The 21287-nt window shown below is 33.5% G+C and carries 21 protein-coding genes and 1 pseudogene; 1 reads left to right on the top strand and 21 read right to left on the bottom strand.

The features are described from left to right. Nucleotides 1–10: 10 nt before the first annotated feature. From cas6 (CSE_RS01175) to CSE_RS01110, 14 genes are all read right to left on the bottom strand, one after another. On the bottom strand, nt 11–781 hold the full coding sequence (gene cas6 / locus CSE_RS01175; protein WP_014452800.1) for a CRISPR-associated endoribonuclease Cas6: 771 nt from the start codon (nt 779–781) through the stop codon (nt 11–13). A gap of 898 nt (nt 782–1679) precedes the next feature. Further along, a complete protein-coding gene (locus CSE_RS01170) occupies nt 1680–3062 on the bottom strand; it encodes an ATP-binding protein (protein WP_014452799.1) in 1383 nt (460 codons plus the stop codon). A gap of 1183 nt (nt 3063–4245) precedes the next feature. Next, on the bottom strand, nt 4246–6210 hold the full coding sequence (locus CSE_RS01165; RefSeq protein WP_014452796.1) for an ATP-binding protein: 1965 nt from the start codon (nt 6208–6210) through the stop codon (nt 4246–4248). Next, the gene (locus CSE_RS01160; RefSeq protein WP_014452795.1) at nt 6207–6806 is read right to left on the bottom strand and encodes a helix-turn-helix domain-containing protein; all 600 of its coding nucleotides are present in this window, start codon (nt 6804–6806) and stop codon (nt 6207–6209) included. Before CSE_RS01160 ends, CSE_RS01165 begins: the two co-directional genes overlap by 4 nt. A gap of 111 nt (nt 6807–6917) precedes the next feature. Next, nucleotides 6918–9527, bottom strand: coding sequence for a stalk domain-containing protein (locus tag CSE_RS07805; protein WP_014452794.1), 2610 nt, complete (start codon nt 9525–9527; stop codon nt 6918–6920). 194 nt (nt 9528–9721) lie between these two features. Continuing rightward, nucleotides 9722–10492, bottom strand: coding sequence for a CRISPR-associated endoribonuclease Cas6 (gene cas6 / locus CSE_RS01150; RefSeq protein WP_014452793.1), 771 nt, complete (start codon nt 10490–10492; stop codon nt 9722–9724). A gap of 49 nt (nt 10493–10541) precedes the next feature. Then, nucleotides 10542–11342: a tRNA (adenine-N1)-methyltransferase gene (locus tag CSE_RS01145; protein WP_014452792.1), complete on the bottom strand. Its 801-nt coding sequence runs from the start codon at nt 11340–11342 to the stop codon at nt 10542–10544. Next, the gene (locus CSE_RS01140; protein ID WP_014452791.1) at nt 11335–12249 is read right to left on the bottom strand and encodes an ATP-binding protein; all 915 of its coding nucleotides are present in this window, start codon (nt 12247–12249) and stop codon (nt 11335–11337) included. Before CSE_RS01140 ends, CSE_RS01145 begins: the two co-directional genes overlap by 8 nt. A gap of 6 nt (nt 12250–12255) precedes the next feature. Then, entirely contained in the window at nt 12256–12825 is a 570-nt protein-coding gene (locus CSE_RS01135; protein ID WP_014452790.1) for a cysteine hydrolase family protein, read from the bottom strand. Next, on the bottom strand, nt 12825–13379 hold the full coding sequence (locus tag CSE_RS01130; RefSeq protein WP_014452789.1) for a nitroreductase family protein: 555 nt from the start codon (nt 13377–13379) through the stop codon (nt 12825–12827). The genes CSE_RS01135 and CSE_RS01130 overlap by 1 nt, the downstream gene beginning before the upstream one ends. Nucleotides 13380–13385: 6 nt before the next feature. Further along, nucleotides 13386–13841, bottom strand: coding sequence for a redoxin domain-containing protein (locus CSE_RS01125; RefSeq protein WP_014452788.1), 456 nt, complete (start codon nt 13839–13841; stop codon nt 13386–13388). Nucleotides 13842–14270: 429 nt separating this feature from the next. Beyond that, a complete protein-coding gene (locus tag CSE_RS01120) occupies nt 14271–14660 on the bottom strand; it encodes a hypothetical protein (RefSeq protein ID WP_014452787.1) in 390 nt (129 codons plus the stop codon). A 42-nt stretch (nt 14661–14702) separates the two neighbouring features. Then, nucleotides 14703–15119, bottom strand: a complete 417-nt coding sequence (locus CSE_RS01115) for a hypothetical protein (protein WP_014452786.1) — start codon at nt 15117–15119, stop codon at nt 14703–14705. Continuing rightward, nucleotides 15116–16132, bottom strand: coding sequence for a hypothetical protein (locus tag CSE_RS01110; RefSeq protein WP_014452785.1), 1017 nt, complete (start codon nt 16130–16132; stop codon nt 15116–15118). The genes CSE_RS01115 and CSE_RS01110 overlap by 4 nt, the downstream gene beginning before the upstream one ends. A gap of 520 nt (nt 16133–16652) precedes the next feature. Between CSE_RS01110 and CSE_RS01100 the strand changes: the two genes are divergently transcribed. Then, on the top strand, nt 16653–17324 hold the full coding sequence (locus tag CSE_RS01100; RefSeq protein WP_041726007.1) for a hypothetical protein: 672 nt from the start codon (nt 16653–16655) through the stop codon (nt 17322–17324). Nucleotides 17325–17661: 337 nt separating this feature from the next. On the opposite strand, the gene CSE_RS01095 is transcribed toward CSE_RS01100, so the two are convergent. The 7 genes and pseudogenes from CSE_RS01095 to CSE_RS07795 form a co-directional block, all read right to left on the bottom strand. Further along, a complete protein-coding gene (locus CSE_RS01095) occupies nt 17662–17907 on the bottom strand; it encodes a beta propeller repeat protein (protein ID WP_156785882.1) in 246 nt (81 codons plus the stop codon). A gap of 247 nt (nt 17908–18154) precedes the next feature. Continuing rightward, nucleotides 18155–19147: a hypothetical protein gene (locus CSE_RS07800; RefSeq protein WP_050981294.1), complete on the bottom strand. Its 993-nt coding sequence runs from the start codon at nt 19145–19147 to the stop codon at nt 18155–18157. Nucleotides 19148–19277: 130 nt separating this feature from the next. Then, nucleotides 19278–19427 (bottom strand): annotated as a pseudogene (locus CSE_RS08640) (alpha/beta fold hydrolase); the annotation flags it as partial. 26 nt (nt 19428–19453) lie between these two features. Then, nucleotides 19454–19816, bottom strand: a complete 363-nt coding sequence (locus CSE_RS01080; RefSeq protein WP_014452778.1) for an alpha/beta fold hydrolase — start codon at nt 19814–19816, stop codon at nt 19454–19456. Between the two features lie 56 nt (nt 19817–19872). Then, complete coding sequence (locus tag CSE_RS01075) at nt 19873–20268, bottom strand: hypothetical protein (protein WP_014452777.1); 396 nt, start codon at nt 20266–20268, stop codon at nt 19873–19875. Between the two features lie 121 nt (nt 20269–20389). Beyond that, entirely contained in the window at nt 20390–20743 is a 354-nt protein-coding gene (locus CSE_RS01070; protein ID WP_269446132.1) for a putative zinc-binding protein, read from the bottom strand. Between the two features lie 99 nt (nt 20744–20842). Beyond that, a complete protein-coding gene (locus tag CSE_RS07795; RefSeq protein ID WP_014452775.1) occupies nt 20843–21226 on the bottom strand; it encodes an ArsR/SmtB family transcription factor in 384 nt (127 codons plus the stop codon). Nucleotides 21227–21287: the final 61 nt, after the last annotated feature.

Raw genomic sequence — 21287 nt, 5'->3', positions numbered from 1 at the left:
CACTAAATTTTCACCCTTTCTCCCACACGTCCCACATGCCGAAGCCTTCGGAGGACTTGGCACCAAGCCCTGCATCATAGGTTGTGTAGATAAGTTCGGGAGAGCCTTTCAATCTGTAGATACCTGAGAAGCATTCAACAATTGTATTTTTAAAATAAACTACTTTTTTGTTCTTTTCGATGGAAAATTTGTAAGGCTCAATATCAAGGCGAAGATCATTAACGACATCTTTCTCAATAGGTAAGCCTTGCGCTTTTTTAATCAAAATGTATTTGTTTTGTGCATTCTCTTCAATGAGCCGTTTGAATTCGCTTTCAGTTGGGCGATAGTAGTGCGTTGTGCGTTTGCCATTGTTGTTGAAGGTGCTATAGGCAGTGATGGGTGATAGTGTGCGGATAAGTATGTCGTCTGTCAATCGTGGGGGTTTTATCACTTCAACTGCTGATAAAAAAAGGTTAAAGTCATTTAGGACAATTCCTGTTTTTCTAAAGGCATTTGAGCCAAGATCTTCAACGATTTCATAAAGAGGAGATGAAAAGTAGAATGTGATATATTTACCAAAATTTAAAGTGTTGTTGAACTTTGTGCCTTTTTCGATGATATTTGAATAGGTAAAGAGTTTGAACTTTTTGCCGTCGATTGGGAAGCCTTCAAGGTATAACTTCTGTGCCATACCTTCTGAAAAAGTATTGTAGACAAGGTAATGCAAGAGATACCCGTAATGAATGGGAAGGATAATTTCACGACCCTTAATGTCCTCGAAGGTTAACTTTATTCTCATTACTCCTCCTTATATATATTATACACGAAAATAATTTTGTGTCAAGTCCCTAAACGCGCCACATACATTTGAGACTCTGCCGAATATTTTAACACATAATCAATTGGTGTCAGTTTGTGCTCTTATGTAGTCTTTGAGTATTGTGTCATATAAGGTAGTCAATAAATCTCTTGTTGAATTCATTGATGTTATCGTGAAAAAGTAAGAGATTTAAGTCTATGAATTCTTTCTTTAATGTTCTGTTTCTTTATTAGAGGGACACATTCCCAATAACTTCTTTGGAACAAATTTAGTCTTTTTACTTACTTTATATGGAAATTTAGAATTAGAGTTGTCAATGACTGATAACAAGTTCTTGGGACTTTTTAGATAAATGAAGTTGTGTTTGATATGTTTCTACTGCTTTGTGATTTAAACTCATAGAAGAAATGGAACTTAGAGGATATGCAAACACATACCTTGTGAAGTGGGTATCTCTCTAAATAACGGCTTCTCTATAACGGGATCTAATACGACCAATAAGGAGTTTTTAAAACTTACATCCTTCAATAACAATCCCTTTTTTATAATTCATTTTTCGTGCAAGTTGCCAAAAATTTACAATCGCCTTTTTGTGCCTCTATTAACATTGGAATACAAATTTAAAAGTTTCCCTTATCAAAATAGCTAAACCTTTCAATGTGTTAATTTTCTCTTTTGTGATTGCAAATTTTTTTAAGTCCGTCTTCTCTTTATTTTGTATTGTTTAATCAATAGAAACAATATAGGTTAAGACGAATACTTCATAACAGAAGATATCAAACATTTTCTCATAATATCGCATATACCCTTGAAGTAGGCATTTAGTGATAGTGGTGTTGTAATTTTTCAATTATTGTTACTTTTCATATTTTATTCCTTATATTACGTTGTCTTTTTGAAAAAGCATTACATTTCCCTTTTTTGCTATTTTTTTCATTTCATCTGTAAATCCACTTTTTGAGAATAGACAATAATATTCTTTTCTACCTTCTTTTTTCCACTCAACTAAACTTGCTTTTCTCTTTAAATTCTCATAAATGTCTACCCCTACAGGTTTATTGCTCCACTTTACCTCGCCAAATAGTATTTTATTTTCAATCTTATTCAAGGCAACAACATCGATTTCCTCGTTTCTGTCCCACCATCTTCCGATACTTTCAAAGGGAAAAAATTCTTCCTCGTGTCTTTTTAAGATATCCTGTGCTACCCTTTCATAATTCTCAGCAACAACAGTATTAAAATCTTCCATTATTTTCTTTAATACCACATCTATTTTTCCTTCTTCAATTCTACTTCTATTGGGCAATACGTATTTAAACCAAAATTTGAAGAACTGGTCTTGCAGTTTATAGATACCTTTTCTCGATTTTTGAGGATTCTTTTCTGTTATAGGAACTTCCTTCTCAATTATCTGTAAGTCTTCGAGTACAAAAAGATACTTATGAAGAATACTTTTTTCGAAGCCTGTTTCATTTATTATTTCACTTACTCTTGCTTTTCCCTGTGCAATTGCTCTTAATATTGCAAAATAGTTTCTTGGTTCTCGCAGTTCTTCATGAAGTATAAATTCCACTTCGCTATAGAGAGTTGCTTCTGGAGAAAGAAAATTATCTTTTATGTTATCTTCAAGTGATTTTTCTGGGTTTATTTTGTTTAGATAACTTGGGTTTCCTCCCACAATCGAAAAAAAGGAAAGTCTTTCATCAAAAGATAACTTTGGGAAGAATGCTGAAGCTTCATAAAAATCAAAAGGCTTCACAAGAATTTGCCCTGTTCTTCTTCCATAAAGAGGGGCTTTGTATCCAAGGACTTCTTGTTCCATCATTGCAATGCTTGAGCCACAGATGATTAAATACACTGGTGTCTCTTTTAAAAATTCATCCCAGCCTGCTTGAAAAATTGATGAAATGCCTTTGTTTGCTTCTGCAAGATAGGGAAATTCGTCAATTACAACAACAATTTTCTCCTTTATTTTTTCTTTTAAATACGCAAAAAATGTCTGCCAATTTGCAAAACCACTTGATTGAAGAATTATATCTTTGAAATATTCGCCAACTAATTTTGAAAGCATTTTTAAGTTATCATTATCGCTTATTTTCTGTGCTAAGAAGTAAATATGGGGCTTATCTTTAATAAATTGCTTGATCAATTCTGTTTTACCAACGCGTCTTTTTCCATAAATTACAACAAATTGTGGCTTATTTTCCTTCCAAAACCTTTCTAAGGCACTTAATTCTTTTTCTCTGTCTATGAATCTCATCGCAACCTCCGATAGTCTACTCTAAAGTAGTCTACTTTAAAGTAGACTTTTTGTCAAGAGAGCCAAGCAGGTATGCCTTTACGATAATTTTCGTATATTTAACATCAATTTACTTCATACTATATTTCTCCTCTGAAACCTTTATTAAGAATTGATTGATGCAATTCATTATTTGTTTCAAGTTCTTTTTCAAGTATTTTGCGCAATTTTTCTTTGGGGTTCCATAAATTTTAAGAGATTCAAGTCCGATTGATTACCTAACTTCAGGTGTATTACGTAATCCGAATAACTCTTGAAGTATTTTTATTCCTGAAACACCATTTGGAAAAGATTCAATAAAGGCTTTTCTTTTTTGAGGGTCAATCCAAATTTCCTGTAAGTGAGAAAGAATTTTTAACTTCCTCAAGTACCTTGGATGCAATTAATTTTTTTATATTCCTCAAATGTAATTTTTCCGAGTTTAAATTAATATCGGATATGCATAAACTCTAAACATAAGCTTGTTAGTTGGGTGGTATTCTTGAAACTCTTACAAGAAGCTTTTGAAAAGCAATTTGCGATTTACCACACTTAAAGAAAACCACATTTTGAAAAATTGGAACATCAACGCCCGTTGTAATTGAGTAAAACATAAATGCGGTGCACTTAAACGCATAGGAGTCCACTTACCTTGCAATTTTACGAAACCACCCTGCATACATATTATTCATTCGTTTGCAATTGCATTAGCGTAAATTCCCTTCACACAAAAGAAATAGTCTTTTGATTTTTCTTTGGACAATCCTATGGCATTCATCAATCACAATATGGCTAAAATAAATGTTTTCCGGAGCCTTTTACAAGATAAAGATGGGCTTTTTGCTTGATGCAATATGTTAAGGATAGCCTCTATCACTACATCTTGATAATTCTGAATGCTTTCTTCGCACTTTGCATATACAACAAGAATAGGTTTCGCTTGTTTATTTTCAAATGAGAAACTTAATTTTTCTTCCTCAATTCATCAACTGTAGGGGATTTCCTCATAGGTTTAATATCTAAAGTTTTACCTTATCTTTTTTGCTAAAAATATTTTATAGTTATTCACATTCTTAATAAAATTTCCCCATCAAATATCTTTTTGGTGATACTCAAAAAATATTTATAAGAGTCTGTGTTCCGATTTGATGGGAATGTTTTAAAACTAAATTTTTTTAATGTCAAACCTTATTTGGGAATCGGTTATTCTCAGATTCTTCTGATGTGCAACCTCACTTAAAACACCCATTAGATACTCGTCGCTAAAATCTTTAAAGCCTTTGCCTCTAACTTCTCTTAAAACGGTCTTTTTTAAAACGTATATCTTTTCTTCCTTCAAGAATCTATCCAGTATTTCCTCAAAAAGTGCATAAATGTTGGAAGGTTTATCTTCTTTTGGTGCCTGCAAATTAAGAATTAAATCCATATTTATGCCGCTCTGTTTCAATATCAACTCAAGGTCATTATCTTCAAATTTATCCCAACCAAAAATTTCTGGAATGTGGACAAGGTAAGAAAGATAGGCTATTTCAGTCTCTGTTAATGGAGTATCTCTTAAAATTCTTTTTTTGTCATTTCCGTCTGTGTAATCAAGTTCATGGAGTTTTGATCTCGAAATCCAATAAAGATAACGCCTCTCATTTCCTTTAATTAAGTTTATCCTTGATGAAATTTCCTCTTCACTTACTTCTGAGTCCTTTATTTTCACCTCAAATATAATTTCATAACGCATTCCTTCGTTTATTTTATTAACTGTTAGCAATACGTCTGCAAAACTTCCATTAATGTTTACTTCTTTTTCTGCTCTTATTGAAATACTCCTACTTTCGTAATATTTAATGAGTTTATTGAAAGCATCTTTTAACTTTTCGTTTATAAAATCAGAACTTTTGAATAACTTAACCTTTTCAATAAGTAAGTTTTTGAAATAGTTTAATTCAACATCTTTTAACCCAACCTTATCCACTTTAAATTTGCTAATTATCTTCTTCACATCGGAATAATCAACGATATTACCCAACGATCTCATTTCGTTTATTAAATCGTAGAGTTTCCTCAAAGTTTCCCTAATGTCTTTGTTGGTATATGTGTATAAAAAGGAAATAGAGTCACTACTAAACACACCGTACGGATTATCTGGCGGTATTACATTGTAATTCATCCAAAAATTTGAAAAGGAGCGTTTAATTAAGTCTAATACGTCCTTTGTGTCTAAACTTTCGAAGAAGATTGGATAACCCCAATTTTCAATTCTCTGCCTTTCATTCTGTGAAAGCGATTGTATAAACTCCTCGTAAAATGACACAGATCCTGAAAGGACGATGCTAAACTCTTCGACGAGGTTTGCGTTTCTAAAACTCATAAGTAATTTGTAGAGAGTTCTATACACATTTTCGTTTCTTTCAAGAATGTCGAAGTCGTCAATTGAGAATACTGTATGCTTTATACCCATGAAATCTCTAAGAAATTTTGAAAATAAATATATTTTCGAAACAGAAACTTCATTAGGTCCATGCTTTAAAAGACCCAAAAATTGATTGTTAGGTTGTTCGCCGTAGTCAATAAAAGATTGAATTTCAGGATAGTATATGTATGAGGAAATAACAAAAGTGATAATCTCCATGTTCTTTAAAAGATTTTTAGGAAGCGTTATAACTAAGTTCTTAACTTTTGTTAGAAAATCTATTACTTGGTTTTTGTCGGTGTATTCAAGGTTTAAACCTAATGTTGAGTTTAATTCATAAACAACTCTATCGCGCAATTTGTCAATTAATCCCGAGTTAACAATTTCTCCGATATATTTAGTAAAGATAAAAGAAAAGTCAAGTTCTGAAAGTTCCTGCGGAAAATGCATAGAAACGAATAACTTATCGCTATTGTCTTTTGAAGGGTAGAAGTAATTTTCTTTTATGTATTTTAAAAAAGTCGTTTTGCCCTTACCTTGATCTCCAAGAAGAAATATTAAAAAGCCTCTATGCTCAATAACTGCCTTATTTATTAGATCAAGAAACTCTTTTATCTCGTTTTCCCTGTCTAAAAAGCCAAAACTCTGTTCCAAGTTGGAATAAGGAGGTGGCGGAATTGGGCTGGGTAAACTTCTATCAAGAAGAACTTCTTTCCAGTCTTTCATTTCTTTAGTCTTACATAGTAGTATTCTTTTCCATCAGGTGCCTTAAGTGCACCTTCTTTCTTATCACCGTATTCAAGAGAGGCTTTGCCTGAAAGATACAAATCATAAATAACCTTTTCAACCTCATATTTCGGCACGTTAAACTTCTGCACAAGCGTTGAAACTAATGAAACTATGGGTACAAGCCCCTTAAGGTATGAGTAATCTTTTGTTGAAAGTTCATCATATACTCTGTGCAACAGTTCCTCCAAATTTACAGTATTTAACGAAATATTGGGAGATTTTCTTGATTGAAGCAACTTAACAAAATTTTCGAAGTTTACATTTAGTTTTTTAATTTCACTCTCAATCTCTAAGATCTTTTCTTTAACGAACTTTTGAAATTCGTCTTCCTCAGTTTTCGACAAAAATTCACTTTCACCCTTTTCCGTGATGAAAAAGCGCTCTTTTCCCTTAATTTTTTCTGAACGGATAAGCCCATTTTCAATCATTTTACTTAGAACATCTTCTTCGCCTTTTTTAATTTTTAAATCCGTTTTTGATGCTCCTTCTGATCCTTTTTCTATAAGTTTTGAAAGAATCTTTAATTCATCCATTTTACCCTCCTAAGATATAATGTCTTTTACCCAAAAACTTCATCTTGTATTCCTTTCCCACACGTCCCACATGCCGAAGCCTTCGGAGGCATTTCCGCATCAATAATGGAATTAGTAATAAAATTCTATTACATTAATATACAAAAGATACCAATTCTTAAAAGCTCCGATACTAAGTATATACTTTTTTCCATGGACAAGATAGCCCGCAATTGAAACACCGTTTAACGTTGTTGTAGTACTAAAGATCTTAACACCACTTTCTTTATCGTATATTATAACGCCATACATATCTATATCCGATAGAGAATTCCAGTAGATTGTATTCATATACAAAGTACCACCATTAGCAGGTGAGATCATAAGAGGAAGCCCACTCATTGCTACACTAAAATGAACATCGTCGCTCCACATATGATTTCCATCCGCATCAAATGCACAAACTGCTACTGTATATACTTGTGCAGGAACAAAAATAGAAGAAGGAACAGAAAAACTTGTAGTATAAATCCCACCTTGTGAGTAAATTCTTGTTGAATCCGCCCCACTTTCCCCTAAACCTATCCAAATTTGGTATGATACTGCACCTGGAACAGAAGACCAACTAAAATCAAAATATTTTGTCAAATCAGTAAATGCACCCTTTTCTTTTGGGTTTATAATAATTGGTTTACTTAAGGTTTGCTTTTGCCGTATAGTAAAACTCCATACCATTTGATTAGTCGAATCATTAAAATTACCGTAACTATCTATTGCAAAAACAGTCCAGAAATATTTATAACCATAACTTAATTTTCCATTTGGAACTGTGTATGAAGTGTTAGAAGTGTAGCTAGTTAATTCAATCGTATCTGGAGAAAGCTTATCCTTAAATATGGCAATTAAGTATTCCACGGCTCCAACCACAGGGCTCCAAGTAAACGTAGGAGTAGTAGTTAAAATTACTGAGTTATCTGGAGGTGAAATCAAAACAGGTGCTTTCAAAGAAATAGAAGATCCGCCGTATTCTTTCTGATAAACCTGTTGTAGTGTCATTTGATTTGAGAGATCTATTGATTTTAACCAGTTAACTGGTATAGAAAAGTTTAGATTTTCTCCTGCAGTATTCTTAAAGGTATTTACACCTATCACTTCTCCAAACATATTAAACAATGGTCCTCCACTATTACCGTTCGATAAAGGTGCTGTTATCTGTATTATCCCATTATCCCATATTTTACTTATGTTACCTGTAGATACAACATTTGGAAGCCCTAACGGATTTCCTATCGCAACAACATTTTCCCCAACCTTAGATGTACTAGAATCGCCAAGATTACATGTGGGTAAGTTATTAGAGGATATTTTCAAAATAGCCAAGTCAAATGGCGAATTTTTTGTTACAGCTTCATAAAATGTATTAACACCTTTTGCATACCCTAGAACATAGTCTATATTAAACTTTCTTCCATCATTTAAGGTAACAGTACCAGAGGTTGCTCCATCTATTACATGATAGTTTGTAACTATTTTACCGTCAGGTGAAATTATAAAACCACTTCCGCTTGCTTGGAAAGATTTTCCATTCTTATATCCGCTTACCTCAACATAAACAACCCTATCGACAAATTTTGCAATATCTGTCACAGAAAGTTGTTTCTTTAATGTAAATGTCGAAGGATTAGACCAAGGACCATAACCTGCCGAATTATGCGCACAAACTTGCCATGAATATGTGCCATTTGATAATTCAACTGTAATTGTATAAGAGTTAGTAGAAATAAAGTCTTGTGTATGAATAACTGCATTGTTATTAAGCACTTGAAGCTTGTAGTAATCTGCACCAGGTACAACTGTCCAAGTGAATGTTATGTTCGATGAACTAATCATTGAATTAGGCTGAGGGTAAACAAGATTCGGTGCATATGGTAACGAAATAGTTGACTGAATAGTAAAAACAAAACTAAAAGACCACTCTCCCCACCCCGCTGAGTTATGTGCGCGCACTCTCCACGAAAATGTACCGTCGCCAAGTGTGGTTTTGTTAACTGAATACGTTGATGTTTTTATTTGTTCATTTGTATGTACTGTGGAACCATTGCTTGAGATATTAATCGCATAATAGTCAGCTTCTGGTATTGGCATCCATGAGAAAGTGATATTATCGCTTGAAACAGTTGATCCGTTGGAAGGGGAAACAAGCACTGGCGCTTCAGGGGGGGTAACCGTCACATATTCTAAGGTTATCATTCTTGAGGCATTATCATAACTAACTGTTATTCCTAAGGATTCCGCAACAAACCTTAGTGGCAACATTGTCCTTCCGTTTATAATTAATGGTGCAACTTTTGGATTATTAGGATCTATTGCTGTTGAAATCCCATTCAAAGAAGCAATAGGATTATTAATCCATAACTCAAGGGTTTTATCGTTCAAGGAAATTGAAACTTTTCTTGTTGACGCATCCCACTGCACGCTTCCACCAAGCGCCTCTATTATTGCTCTAATTGGGACAAACGTTCTCGATTCAACTATAACTGGTGTTGTTCCTTGTGCATCAATTGGCTGTCTTAACCCATTAACCTCCATATAAGACTTTCCTACCCAAAGTTTAACAGTAATTGTATTTGAACCTGCGTTAACACTAAACAAATTGCCTCCAGAAGGAACGAAAGAAGAAACAAGGCTTAACACAATAAGAACTACTAAACTTGTAAAAAGTCTTGATTTGTTTCTTGGCATGCCTATAACCTCCTTTTCAATAAATTTATAGCTTAAAACCTTCACAGGTAAGCTAAAATAAAACTTTAAACAAAAAATAAAATTGCCACTATGCAGATGTTGTTTTTAAAACTTTCTTCCAATTTTTAACCCTCCATGTAAATTTTTCCTAATCTTTAAATATATCGTCTTAGCCATATCCTTCCACTAAATTTTCACCCTTTCTCCCACACGTCCCACATACCGAAGCCTTCGGAGGACTTGGCACCAAGCCCTGCATCATAGGTTGTGTAGATAAGTTCGGGAGAGCCTTTCAATCTGTAGATACCTGAGAAGCATTCAACAATTGTATTTTTAAAATAAACTACTTTTTTGTTCTTTTCGATGGAAAATTTGTAAGGCTCAATATCAAGGTGAAGGTCATTAACGATATCTTTCTCAATAGGTAAGCCTTGGGCTTTTTTAATCAAAATGTATTTGTTTTGTGCATTCTCTTCAATGAGCCGTTTGAATTCGCTTTCAGTTGGGCGATAGTAGTGCGTTGTGCGTTTGCCATTGTTGTTGAAGGTGCTATAGGCAGTGATGGGTGATAGTGTGCGGATAAGTATGTCGTCTGTCAATCGTGGGGGTTTTATCACTTCAACTGCTGATAAAAAAAGGTTAAAGTCATTTAGGACAATTCCTGTTTTTCTAAAGGCATTTGAGCCAAGATCTTCAACGATTTCATAAAGAGGAGATGAAAAGTAGAATGTGATATATTTACCAAAATTTAAAGTGTTGTTGAACTTTGTGCCTTTTTCGATGATATTTGAAAAGGTAAAGAGTTTGAACTTTTTGCCGTCGATTGGGAAGCCTTCAAGGTATAACTTCTGTGCCATACCTTCTGAAAAAGTATTGTAGACAAGGTAATGCAAGAGATATCCGTAATGAATGGGAAGGATAATTTCACGACCCTTAATGTCCTCGAAGGTTAACTTTATTCTCATTACTCCTCCTTATATATATTATACACGAAAATAATTTTGTGTCAAGTCCCTATGGCTTTTTTTTACTTAACTTTCTTGCAACAAGTATAAAGGCAGTATGTGCAACCATTCTATCAACAGGACGCGTTGAAAGTGCCTCAACTTTCCATCGCCTCTCTATAATTTCAAAAGTGCCAAGATTGTAAAATTCTTTTGAGTCATCAAGTGCTTGTTTCATCTCAGTTATCTGTTGCGTTGTTGGACTATAACTTATGAGAATTCCACCGGGGACAAGCGCATCTTTAACTGTTTTTAACGCACGCCACGGCTCCGGCACATCTAAGATCACTCTATCAAAAGGTGCGTCATTTTCTTCAACTGGTTCAGCATATATATCCTTTCTTCTTATGATAAGATTTTTGGGAATTTCTTTAAAAAAGTCATAAACATTTGCAAGGAACACATCAATAAAATCACTTCTAATTTCATAAACAATAAGTTTGCCTCTGCCATGAAGCATTTGAAGAAGAGAAATTGCAAGCGCTCCTGCTCCTCCGCCTGCTGTAAATACTCTAAGCCCTGGGTGAATATCCGCATGTATGACAATTGCTCCAACATCTTTTGGATAGATAATTTGAGAAACCCTTCGCATATGCACCGTGTAAAATGGAGTGCGCACTTTGAAAACCAAAACCTCGTCTCCCTTGAGGGATTTTACAAAACTTCCGTTAACTTTTCCTATGATTGAATCATGCTCGAGGATTCCAAAGTGGAAGTGTGATTTTTCGCCCTTTTTAAGTTTCAAGAGGAAAATTCTATCCTTTGAATCGATAACTTCAACTAAATCACCTTCTTTAAATCTATTACCCATCGCTTAGTCCTTTCGTGAGTTTACAAAATGAGCAAACACCATCTTCGCTTGCTGTAGGCATACCACAAATTTTACACTCCTTTAACTCGGCTTCATCTTTTTGAAATATGTCCTTATTGCGAAGATACCCATAATAAAAAGTGCGCTTTATGCCTTTGTAATCTTCGCTTATTTCGTCTAAAATGTCCTTTGTTTTTGATAGTGTCACTTTTCCAATTCTATAAGGGCACGCTTCCGATGTGTATTCAATACCAACAAGGTCTGCATACATTTTAATTTCTTTATCAGAAAGCCTATAGAGTGGCTTAATTTTCTTAACAAGTTTGTCCTTATAGGATGAGACGATTGGATAATTTCTTGAAAGTGTATCAAAATCCCAGTTGAGGATTGCCTTAAATGTCGTTGCAGCGCCGTCATCAAGGTTGTGGCCAGTTGCAATCACATCAACCTGTAAGTTAAGTGCAATTTTGTTTAGAAGGTATCGCTTTATGATGCCACAAACCCCGCACCTTGGACGTTTTTTTGCTCTATTAAAAACTTCCAACATATCAATGCCAAAATCATCTTTTATGTTATATACAAGAACTTTGTCGCCAATTTTCTCTGAAAATTTCTGGATCACTTCAAGGCTTTTCTCTGAAAAAACACCATAATTTAAATTAAGGTGCACTGGCACAACATTAAAATTAAATTTTCGTAAAAGATACCAGAGGACCATTGAATCCTTTCCACCTGACAAAGCAACCATTACCTGCTCTTCTCCGTTAATAAGACGAGTCCCTATTGCATGCCCTTCAATTGCGCTTTGAAATTCTTTTTCAACATGAATTTTAAAACAATCGTTGCAAAAGCGAAGTCCTTCAAGAAAAATTGTTGCAGGTTTTCCACACCGCAAGCACTTTGCCATACTAAATTATACAACCAGTTGTTTTTTTATAAACTCTATTACATCATTTACATTGAGAATTTTTATACCCATTTTTTCAAGGTCAAAGAGATTTGCTTTCTGCACCTCATCTGAACTTGATGCAGTCCCATCACTTACAACTATGACATCATAGTCATACGAAACTCCGTCAACGGCAGTTGCTCTTATGCAATTTGGCGTTTGAACCCCTGTTAAGATGAGGGTATCAATTTGAAGGCGCCTTAAAATAAGGTCAAGTTCCGTATGGAAGAATGCAGAAAACCTCTTTTTTATGACAACAATTTCTGACTCCATTGGGAAAAGTTCTTTTACAATTTTTGCACCTTCCGAATTGGGCAAAAGCACTTTGCCACCGTAAGGTATACGCGGTTTATCAATGTCTATGCTCCCGCGATGTTCTCTTTTAATAAAAATGCGATTTAGATTTTGTTTCCTAAAAAAGGAAAGAAGCATTTCAATGTTGGGGATAATTTCTCTTCCACCTTTTACAAAAAGAGGGGAGGACTCGTCTAAAAAGTCCTCCTGCATATCAATAATTAAAAGTGCTGGCTTCATTATTCAACCTTATTCATATAGCAAAACTCTTCGAATTTCTTACGCTCTGGGCGAGTGTGCTCAGTTTGAATTTGTTTTTCAGATAGCAATGGCGATATGGTTGATGAATGTTTTGCAACAACAATAAGAGCAATTACTTCAAAATTTTCTGGGATATTCAAAGCACTTTTTACAATGTTTTCATCGTATCCTGCAATAGGGTGTGCAACAAGCCCAAGTTCAGTTGCACGCAATATTAAAAATGCATTTGATAAGCCTGTGTCATAGTAAGCATAAATTCCGTTTCGCATATTACAGGCAAGGTCCTTTGAGGTAAAGACTGCTATTACCATTCCTGCTTGCCTTACCCACTGGTTCCCTTTTGGAAGTGCCTCAAACAGTTTTTCAAGCGCTTCCTTCTTGTAAACAAAAACATATCGCCAAGGTTGTGTATTGGTGCAAGATGGTGCAAGGGAAGCATGATGTGCAAGGTCTTTTATAAGGTCTTCCGTTATCTCGAATGGCTCAAGAGAGCGGTATGCTCTACGTGTCTCAATTGCCCTTGATACATCCATAAAAACTTACCTTCCTTTCAAGAATTCTATAATCTCGTTTATATCTGGCAACTCATGAATTGGGTAAACCTTTGCAAAAATGACAATTCCATTTTCGTCAACTATAATATTTGCTCTCTCTGAAAATCCGTTAAAGTGTCTAAAGACTTTTAAAAGCTCTGCAACTTTTCCATGTGGCCAAAAATCACAAAGAAGTCGTGTTTTCTTTATACCGATATGCTCTGCCCATGCCTTTTTGCACGGCACTGAGTCAACGCTTACGCCAACTGCAACGGTGTTTAAACTCTCAAAAACATCTTGGTTTACCTCAAGCGATTGCATCTGTTTTTCGCAAACAGATGTCCATGCAAGCGGGTGGAAGGATAGCAAAACCTTCTTCCCTCTAAACTCCGACAACTTAAAGGATTGCTCGTTTTGATCCTTTAACTCAAAATCTTCAACAACTGTGCCAATCTCTATCATAACTTCCTCCTTTCATTCATATTATAACTCATTTTTGCTTTTATAGGATTAAAAAGATTCAAAATTGATTGGTAAAAACTTCATTTAAAAAAGTAATAAATTTAAATTTGTTTTTGTAGAATATCTAATATGAAAATTCTTAACTGAAGTTTCGCATATGGAGTTATTAAAAATATCCTTAATAAACATTTTTACTACTGAGTCTATACTCATAAGCATCGCCAAAATGAAATTTTTAGTGGTATTGAGGCATACTTAAGCAATAGAACTCATAAAATCGGAAGTTCAAAACAAGATATTTTTTAAACCTTTTAGAAGACGCTTTTAATTTCTACTACTGCAATTTGTCTCATACATTCCGAAGAAAAAAGATGATATTTGTAGCATAAGGAAGTAATAGCCTATCTTTCGCCACTTCCTATTTTTTAATTAAACTTGCTTCACTTTTTTACCTTTCTTAAACGAAAACAAAACTTTGTGAGGCACTGTCTGTTGAAAAGCACCAACATAAGGATCTTTAAGATATGAAGAAAGATATGGTATCTTTGTCTTCATAAGAATGTCTAAGTTTGAAATCTTTTTCCAAATAAAAAGTGATATTACAAAAGAAGATACTGTAATTGCAATACACAAATACACATATCTTGGATAAAGAATAGCAACTACGATAGGCAAATAGACACCAGTATCTATAAATGTGATAAGGCCTAATAGTCTTCTTTGCAATAAAACCTCAGATTTTATTACTTGCATAACACTCTGTGGTAAGGCGTTGTACAATGCTATTTCTTTTTCTTCATCTATAATTACAAATTTCAAATCGCTCACCCCCCATATCGCGAAGGTTTAGATTTCGTAAACTCATATTAAGAAAAAAATAAGGAGTAAAAATGTAGCCATAAAAACTGCGCCAATCTTAAAAAAGAATAACTCCTTAAGGTGTCTTACAACTTCATTAATAAGAAGTATTTGGAATACAAAAAACGTTGATCCAAGCAGGATAACATACATAAATGGCGAAATTCCATTGGGGCTATATCCTCTTACTAAACAGTAGAAATAACTAAACACACTTTCAAATAAAATCTTATCTCTTGTAGAGATGTCATATGTTATACCAGTAAGTAATATTGAAACGGCAAAGAAAACGATTGTCTTTATATCAAAAGGAATATGAAATCTCTTTATAAATAACACTGGTATAATAATTGCTAAAGTGACAGTCAACAAATAATTAAAAAGAAATTGCTCTGTAAAGTATCGCTTCAATACCTTCATAAGTTATACTCCTTTTTTAAGGCTGAAATTTCAGTTTCTGTAATGTCAGGATAGTATTCTTTTGCATCTTCTAATATTTTACGAGCCTTTTCTTTATTGTTTGCCAAAGCAAGAGATTCAATGGCTCTAAAATAACACCTTTTTGAAAGATCTAATAAGAGATTAAAAACATCTTCTTTTTCTCTTTCAAGATATAATCGCGCTGCTTTCATGTAATAATTACTTGCTTCTTTGTATTCTCCCCTCTTAAACAAACCTTCTGCAAAATATTCAATATTAGACGGTTCGCTTAAAATTTCGCTTATATTTTCATACGCTTCTTTTATGAATTGGTCTGGAATGTTGTCTGTAGTTCGGTAGAAGTAATTAGTCAAAACTATCGCATACTGTTTTTTAGGTAAAACAAACTTTGCTATGCTAAGCAATTTTGTTGCAGTTTCTGTATCGAAAAATGTAAGAGAAACATTTATAGCATCAATATAAAACTTGTGTGAGAAGTTTTTGTGCTTTCGAAACATTTCATACATTAAGCGAAGTGCAGTTTCTTTGTGTCCGCCTATATAGAGGTAATGCAATGCCATTTCACCAAAATCCTTTTCATTGGTTTTCTTATAAATCGTATGTGCTTCTTTTCCTATCTGTTTTGCCGTTTCTTCATCTATTCGATCCGTGTCTTTATTCTTCTTAAGTAGATATTCAAGTTTCGCAATGGCAAATGCTAAATCATCTATATAAATTATTTTCTGTTTTTTACTTTCTTCTTTTGCTTTATCAATAAATTCTATTTTGTCTTCCAAATTTTCTACCATAAGGGATTTAAACAGATAGTAGTGGTAAGGTGAAACTCTTTCAAGTCTCTGCAAAATTTCATGCTTTTCGCTTTCAGAATAGTAATCAAAATTTACAATTACATTAGCAAGTGGATCTATTTCGATATTAATGTTTTCTGTCATTGCTTTTTTACTTTTAATAAACTCATCATAAGTAAGCTTGGCAAGTTTCTTTGCATCCATTTTATCATCTCCTATCTTTTTTGTTTTAAACTTTGTGTATGCGTTTTTTTATATGCAAATGTTTGGGTTTTTATGATTTTCCCATTTCTTTCAGAAATATATTCAACAGGGTAAAATGTTCCTATGTGTTTAATATGCACTGCATTGTGATTCTTTAGGGATTCCTCAATAACCGTCTTTAAAAAGTTAGAATTTTTGATTTGTTGCATGAAAAAATCTCCCTTTTTAATCATCTTTCTCCTTATTATTATAGTAAAAATTTTGGAAAAAGTTTGCTTAAAAATGACTGTTTTGTTTTTCTATTTATAAAATAGGAAATAATACATTGCACTAATTAACACTACTCAAAAATACTCTTATGAGTTATCAGCCGTAAAATAGAAAACTTTTACGAATATAACTGCTCAAAATTGATTTTGTAGAAAAATTCGCTATCATAATATAATTGAAAATGTGTGCTTTATATTCGTAACTATTTTTTATTGATATTGAAGAAATAATGAGTAATAGGTATAATTTTATGAATATGGAAAAAATAAATCCAAATATAGAAGTTATAATAATAAAAATAGTAATACTTATATGGGAATCACTAACATGTTACATTTTGGTCTTTTTAGGAATGTCGTTAATCTTTCTTATTCCTTCTTTGTTACCTACCAAAGATATTTCCATTTTATCACTATTACTTTATTCCATAGTTTATACTGTTTTAGCAAGCTTAGTATTCTTTGCACTCACTTTTATAAGAACAATAGGACATTCATCTTGGCCAACAATAAGAGAAGGCAACGCCACATTTGGTTTATGCTTAATTCCCTTCTTTTATAAAAAATATGACTTTGTAACATCATTAAATCTATTCCCCGACACAATAATTATTTTTAAACGTATAATACTTACACCAGGTTCAAGTTTTATAATTAAAGATAACCTTTTAATAGTAGAAGACGCAATTAACGGAACAATTGATGTAATACAGCCTGTTAATGCAAAAGACATAATCTACGCAACATTGGAACCATCGAGTGCTTATGCATGGTATGGTCAAAATGCTCATCTTCCAGCGACATATTATCTAAATGGTGATAACTTTAAGTATTCTTACAGGACAAATACAAAACTTATTACTGGAGTAGCTTTGTTCATTGAGCATTTATATAACGATAACGAAAATAGCAAATTTAACTAAAAAAATTTAGAAAACACAAGCTATTATGGAAGTTGACAACTTTGAAAATCAAGCTAAAAGATTGCGCGATTACAAAATGTTATCAAATTAAGCACAAATAAAAGAAAAATCCCAAAAATCCTCAATTTATATGACTATGTTGCCTTTGATAAGGACTTCAAATTCCTTTATTATTTTATTCTTTTTTCTTAAAAAAGCGAGTTTCCCATGTTTAACCTAATAATGAAGTATTCACCCATTTTATGCTTGTTTATTTTAAGAGAACCTACAGAAGAAAATATAACTCTATTATAGAGTTAGTCAGATTTCATCCCCATCATAGGAAACAGTAAGCCCATCAATCATTTCTTACAAAAATAACCTTAGGGTTGTCTGGACTTGCAAAAAGTATGCTTTTGAAGATATCACCACTGCTTGTCTTAACAATTTTAAACGTTTTGCCGTGATCATTTGATTTTGCAATACCTTTTTCTGTTAATAAGAAAATAAGGTTGGGGGAACTGTTAACGATTACAATAGCGTTAAAGATACCAAAAATCGCTTGTAAGAAGCGTAAAACTTTTTTCAAAGTCGTTTGATACAAAAAGCCCCTTCCATGTTGCAAAGTAAACACGGTAAGGATTCTTTGGGTCAATTGCTATTTGCTTAACAAAATTATTCGTAAGGCCGATATTGACATTCGACACATTTTCAAAGTGCGCTCCAAAATCCTTTGACACAAGAATGTATTGTGGCTTTTGCCTGCTCCATCCTAAAATAATAGCGGGGATCTCTCAATTTATTACAAGTGTATCAAGCGTTTCGCTCATTCTTTAAAAGTGTTTCCATAATCAAAACGCTTCAAGTGGATTACTTTGCATTATTTCATCAACAATTTCAAACCCCTTAGGAAAGGCATAATTATAGCGTGCAGGAAGTGCAAAAACATATTTTGAGTTTCTTCCAAGTTCTGTTGGGCCAATGGGCGCTGCACCTATGTGAAACTTTTCGTTCTCAAGGTCATTCCACTCTGAAATTGTAAAAATCATTATTGGTATATCTTGAGTTGGCTCTTTTTCTGCCCATTGAGGGTTCCTTATGAGTATCATAGGACCAGTTTCGGTAACTTCACCACCACTTGCACCAGTTTTATAACCAGTCCACTTGTCTTCAATCACCTTATAATTGCTCCAAGTCAAAGGAAGGTAAAAATTAAAACCATACTCTGTATTTGTGTATTTAAGCGTTCTAAAACATTCCTTGAAAAGTGCATTACTCTCCTCAAGAATTTTAGAAATATCTATATCTCCCACATACCCTTTAAGAGTTGAAGAGATGGAACCTTCGGAAGTTGCAGTTATCATCCAGACGCTAAAGCCAGATCCTACGATTTTCTTACCCCAATCCACATACGGACCAAAAATAGGAAGCCCAAGTCTATCCCGCATTACATAGAGCACATCGCTACATCCTACAACTATTATCGGGTAGAATTTCTGTGGTGGTTCATTAAGCCAACCCTTGGGAAGTAAATCTATTGCATCTTTGTCAATCCAAATAGGAATAATATATCTGTTTGTTAAAGTGGTAAGCGATTCAAAATCACTTACTTTAAGAATTTCTGGATGTGCTTTTAAATCAGAATTAGTCAATACGCCGTTATCCTTGGGTGCAAGATAAACTGCAACAATTCCGTTATCTTCAGGAACAACAATATTACCTTGCCCCTGCATGGGTTTTGGGTTTTTATTAGTTTTTACACCGCTACAACCCGCAAAAACCACAATAACAACTAAAACAAATACCAATACGCTTAAAATTCTTCTTCTAAAAATATTCTCCATTTTTCCATCTCCCATAATATTAGATACAAGATGTGTCGAAAAAGTTCCAAAAATTTAGAAAATAAAATGCACCTTAAAATCTTTATTAGGATTTAAACCTTAATTTGTTTACAATTTACAAACAAAAGTGCTATAATCCCAAAAATTCCTGTAATACACGGAGAAATTCTTCTGGTTTCTCCTCGTGCGGTATATGACCACAATCATTTATTTCAACAAATTTCGCTTCTTTTAACGATAAAGCAAAATTCATAATGCTATTTTTGGATATAATTTCATCATTTGAACCAACTACTACAAGCGTTTTTACATTAAAATTTTTAGTAAACTTCCACCCATAGAATGGCCAATAAGGACGATGTCTTTGAGATCGAGTTTCTCAATAAATGCCTTCAAAACTTCAACTTGACCATACCTACTGTATGGATTAATGCCATTTAAATTTTTAGGAGGCCTTTTGGAAAGTCCAAAGCCAGGTAAGTCCAACGCAACAACACGTCCAAATCTTGAAAGGTTTTCAAAAATAGGATCAAACGAAAAAGTGCCTGCACCAAATCCATGAATGAGAAGAAATATATTTTTACCAAAACCAATATCTTTGTAGTGTATTTTTATGTTAAATACATCAACGAATTTCGAATTAGGAATTACAATAAATTCTTCTTTCACTTTAAATTCTTTAATCCCCTACTATCAAGCATTTTTAAAAACTTTTTTGTAAAAGATTACTTAGACAAAAATTGCAACCCGATTACACCAAAAAAAGTAGTTATAAGAACAAGCATAATTGTGAGAATAGCATCTGCTCTGTGTGACTTCCTCAATGGGAGTTTGTTTTCTATCTGAGCCCTCGTGTAAGCTATACCACCAATAATTGTTAGAATGGCAAAAATTAATGACAAGATTGCAAAGTAGAAGTGAGGTAGATTTGGCTTTAAACTGCCTGTTGCAAGAAGTCCAATAAATCCCAAAAGGAAAATCAAAACGCCTAAAACCCCAATGGTTTTGTGTAAATTTATCTTTTTTTCTCCTACGTCCTTTGCCCCAATAACAGCACCAATTAGAACAAAAATAAACCCGACAGCCATAACCACAATGTGCAACAAAACATTGCTAATCATAATGCACCTCCTTTTTTAAGTTCTAACAATTTATAACATAAAATGTAAACAATCCATAATTGTTAATAAAAGTAAGGGGACTTGTATGTCCCCGTTTACTTTGAAAAATCAACATACGAATTTACTTCATATTGTTATTATACCCAACTGTGTCTCCTATAATTTCTGCAATTCTATCAACATTTTCTTGATTGAAATCAAGAGTTGGAATTTTCTTTACGCCCATTTCACTAATAGTGAACTCATAATCAATCTTAATGCCTCTTTGCTCCATAATTTTCGAAGCGCATTTCATTGAACATCCATTTATAACAATGACACGCTTTGCGTTTTTACCAATGTTTACATGCGTTTCTGAGCCTGCCCCAACTGCCGCAGTGCAACACATTCTTGCTCCAACACCTCTCCTCGTTAAGTCCTTTGCAACTTCGTTTCCAATCTGTCCAACACTTGCAGCACCATCACATGCAAAAATAATGTCGAGGTTTGCCGATTCCTTACCGCATGATGGTAAAAGATTCTAATTTTCAAACTGAGTTACTTCTTTCTTTTCTTCTTCCATAACTTGACCTCCTCAATTAAATTTTGATTTGATATTATCTAATTTTGCAATATTTACACATTGATCATTAGCTCTATTTGATACAACATAATTAAGCCTTATAATAGCATCTTTGATATACTCGTTTGGTATTCCATTTAAGAGTGCAAATAAGCGATTGTTAAATTCATCTCCATTTTCAAGGGAGTAAAGCACTCCACGACCAATTTTTCTTTCTTTCAAGAGTCCCGCTAATTTTAACTCCCTCAAATACTTGGAAATGTTGTATTGGTTTTCCCCCATTGCATAGGTTAGTTCACAAACATAATATTCTTTTCCACCTTTTATAATGAGAAGTAATAGTTTTAGCCGCTTTTCGTCCCCAATTGCTTTAAAAATACTATCATATTTGCTCATATGCACATTTTCGCATATATTCTAAAAAAGTCAAGGTTATTCAAGACAAAGTTTATAAGGG

It is taken from the genome of Caldisericum exile AZM16c01 (assembly GCF_000284335.1).
GTDB lineage: Bacteria > Caldisericota > Caldisericia > Caldisericales > Caldisericaceae > Caldisericum > Caldisericum exile.
This window is presented reverse-complemented; position numbering and strand designations above follow the sequence as displayed.

What these genes read in the sequence shown, in the direction of transcription:
- CSE_RS07795 (WP_014452775.1), bottom strand. Translation starts at nt 21,226, where the DNA reads ATGAGCAAATATGATAGTATTTTTAAAGCAATTGGGGACGAAAAGCGG.
- CSE_RS01115 (WP_014452786.1), bottom strand. Translation starts at nt 15,119, where the DNA reads ATGAAGGTATTGAAGCGATACTTTACAGAGCAATTTCTTTTTAATTAT.
- CSE_RS07800 (WP_050981294.1), bottom strand. Translation starts at nt 19,147, where the DNA reads ATGGAGAATATTTTTAGAAGAAGAATTTTAAGCGTATTGGTATTTGTT.
- CSE_RS01110 (WP_014452785.1), bottom strand. Translation starts at nt 16,132, where the DNA reads ATGGATGCAAAGAAACTTGCCAAGCTTACTTATGATGAGTTTATTAAA.
- CSE_RS01140 (WP_014452791.1), bottom strand. Translation starts at nt 12,249, where the DNA reads ATGGCAAAGTGCTTGCGGTGTGGAAAACCTGCAACAATTTTTCTTGAA.
- CSE_RS01160 (WP_014452795.1), bottom strand. Translation starts at nt 6,806, where the DNA reads ATGGATGAATTAAAGATTCTTTCAAAACTTATAGAAAAAGGATCAGAA.
- CSE_RS01170 (WP_014452799.1), bottom strand. Translation starts at nt 3,062, where the DNA reads ATGAGATTCATAGACAGAGAAAAAGAATTAAGTGCCTTAGAAAGGTTT.
- CSE_RS01100 (WP_041726007.1), top strand. Translation starts at nt 16,653, where the DNA reads ATGAATATGGAAAAAATAAATCCAAATATAGAAGTTATAATAATAAAA.
- CSE_RS07805 (WP_014452794.1), bottom strand. Translation starts at nt 9,527, where the DNA reads ATGCCAAGAAACAAATCAAGACTTTTTACAAGTTTAGTAGTTCTTATT.
- CSE_RS01075 (WP_014452777.1), bottom strand. Translation starts at nt 20,268, where the DNA reads ATGATTAGCAATGTTTTGTTGCACATTGTGGTTATGGCTGTCGGGTTT.
- CSE_RS01145 (WP_014452792.1), bottom strand. Translation starts at nt 11,342, where the DNA reads ATGGGTAATAGATTTAAAGAAGGTGATTTAGTTGAAGTTATCGATTCA.
- CSE_RS01135 (WP_014452790.1), bottom strand. Translation starts at nt 12,825, where the DNA reads ATGAAGCCAGCACTTTTAATTATTGATATGCAGGAGGACTTTTTAGAC.
- CSE_RS01130 (WP_014452789.1), bottom strand. Translation starts at nt 13,379, where the DNA reads ATGGATGTATCAAGGGCAATTGAGACACGTAGAGCATACCGCTCTCTT.
- CSE_RS01165 (WP_014452796.1), bottom strand. Translation starts at nt 6,210, where the DNA reads ATGAAAGACTGGAAAGAAGTTCTTCTTGATAGAAGTTTACCCAGCCCA.
- CSE_RS01125 (WP_014452788.1), bottom strand. Translation starts at nt 13,841, where the DNA reads ATGATAGAGATTGGCACAGTTGTTGAAGATTTTGAGTTAAAGGATCAA.
- cas6 (WP_014452800.1), bottom strand. Translation starts at nt 781, where the DNA reads ATGAGAATAAAGTTAACCTTCGAGGACATTAAGGGTCGTGAAATTATC.
- cas6 (WP_014452793.1), bottom strand. Translation starts at nt 10,492, where the DNA reads ATGAGAATAAAGTTAACCTTCGAGGACATTAAGGGTCGTGAAATTATC.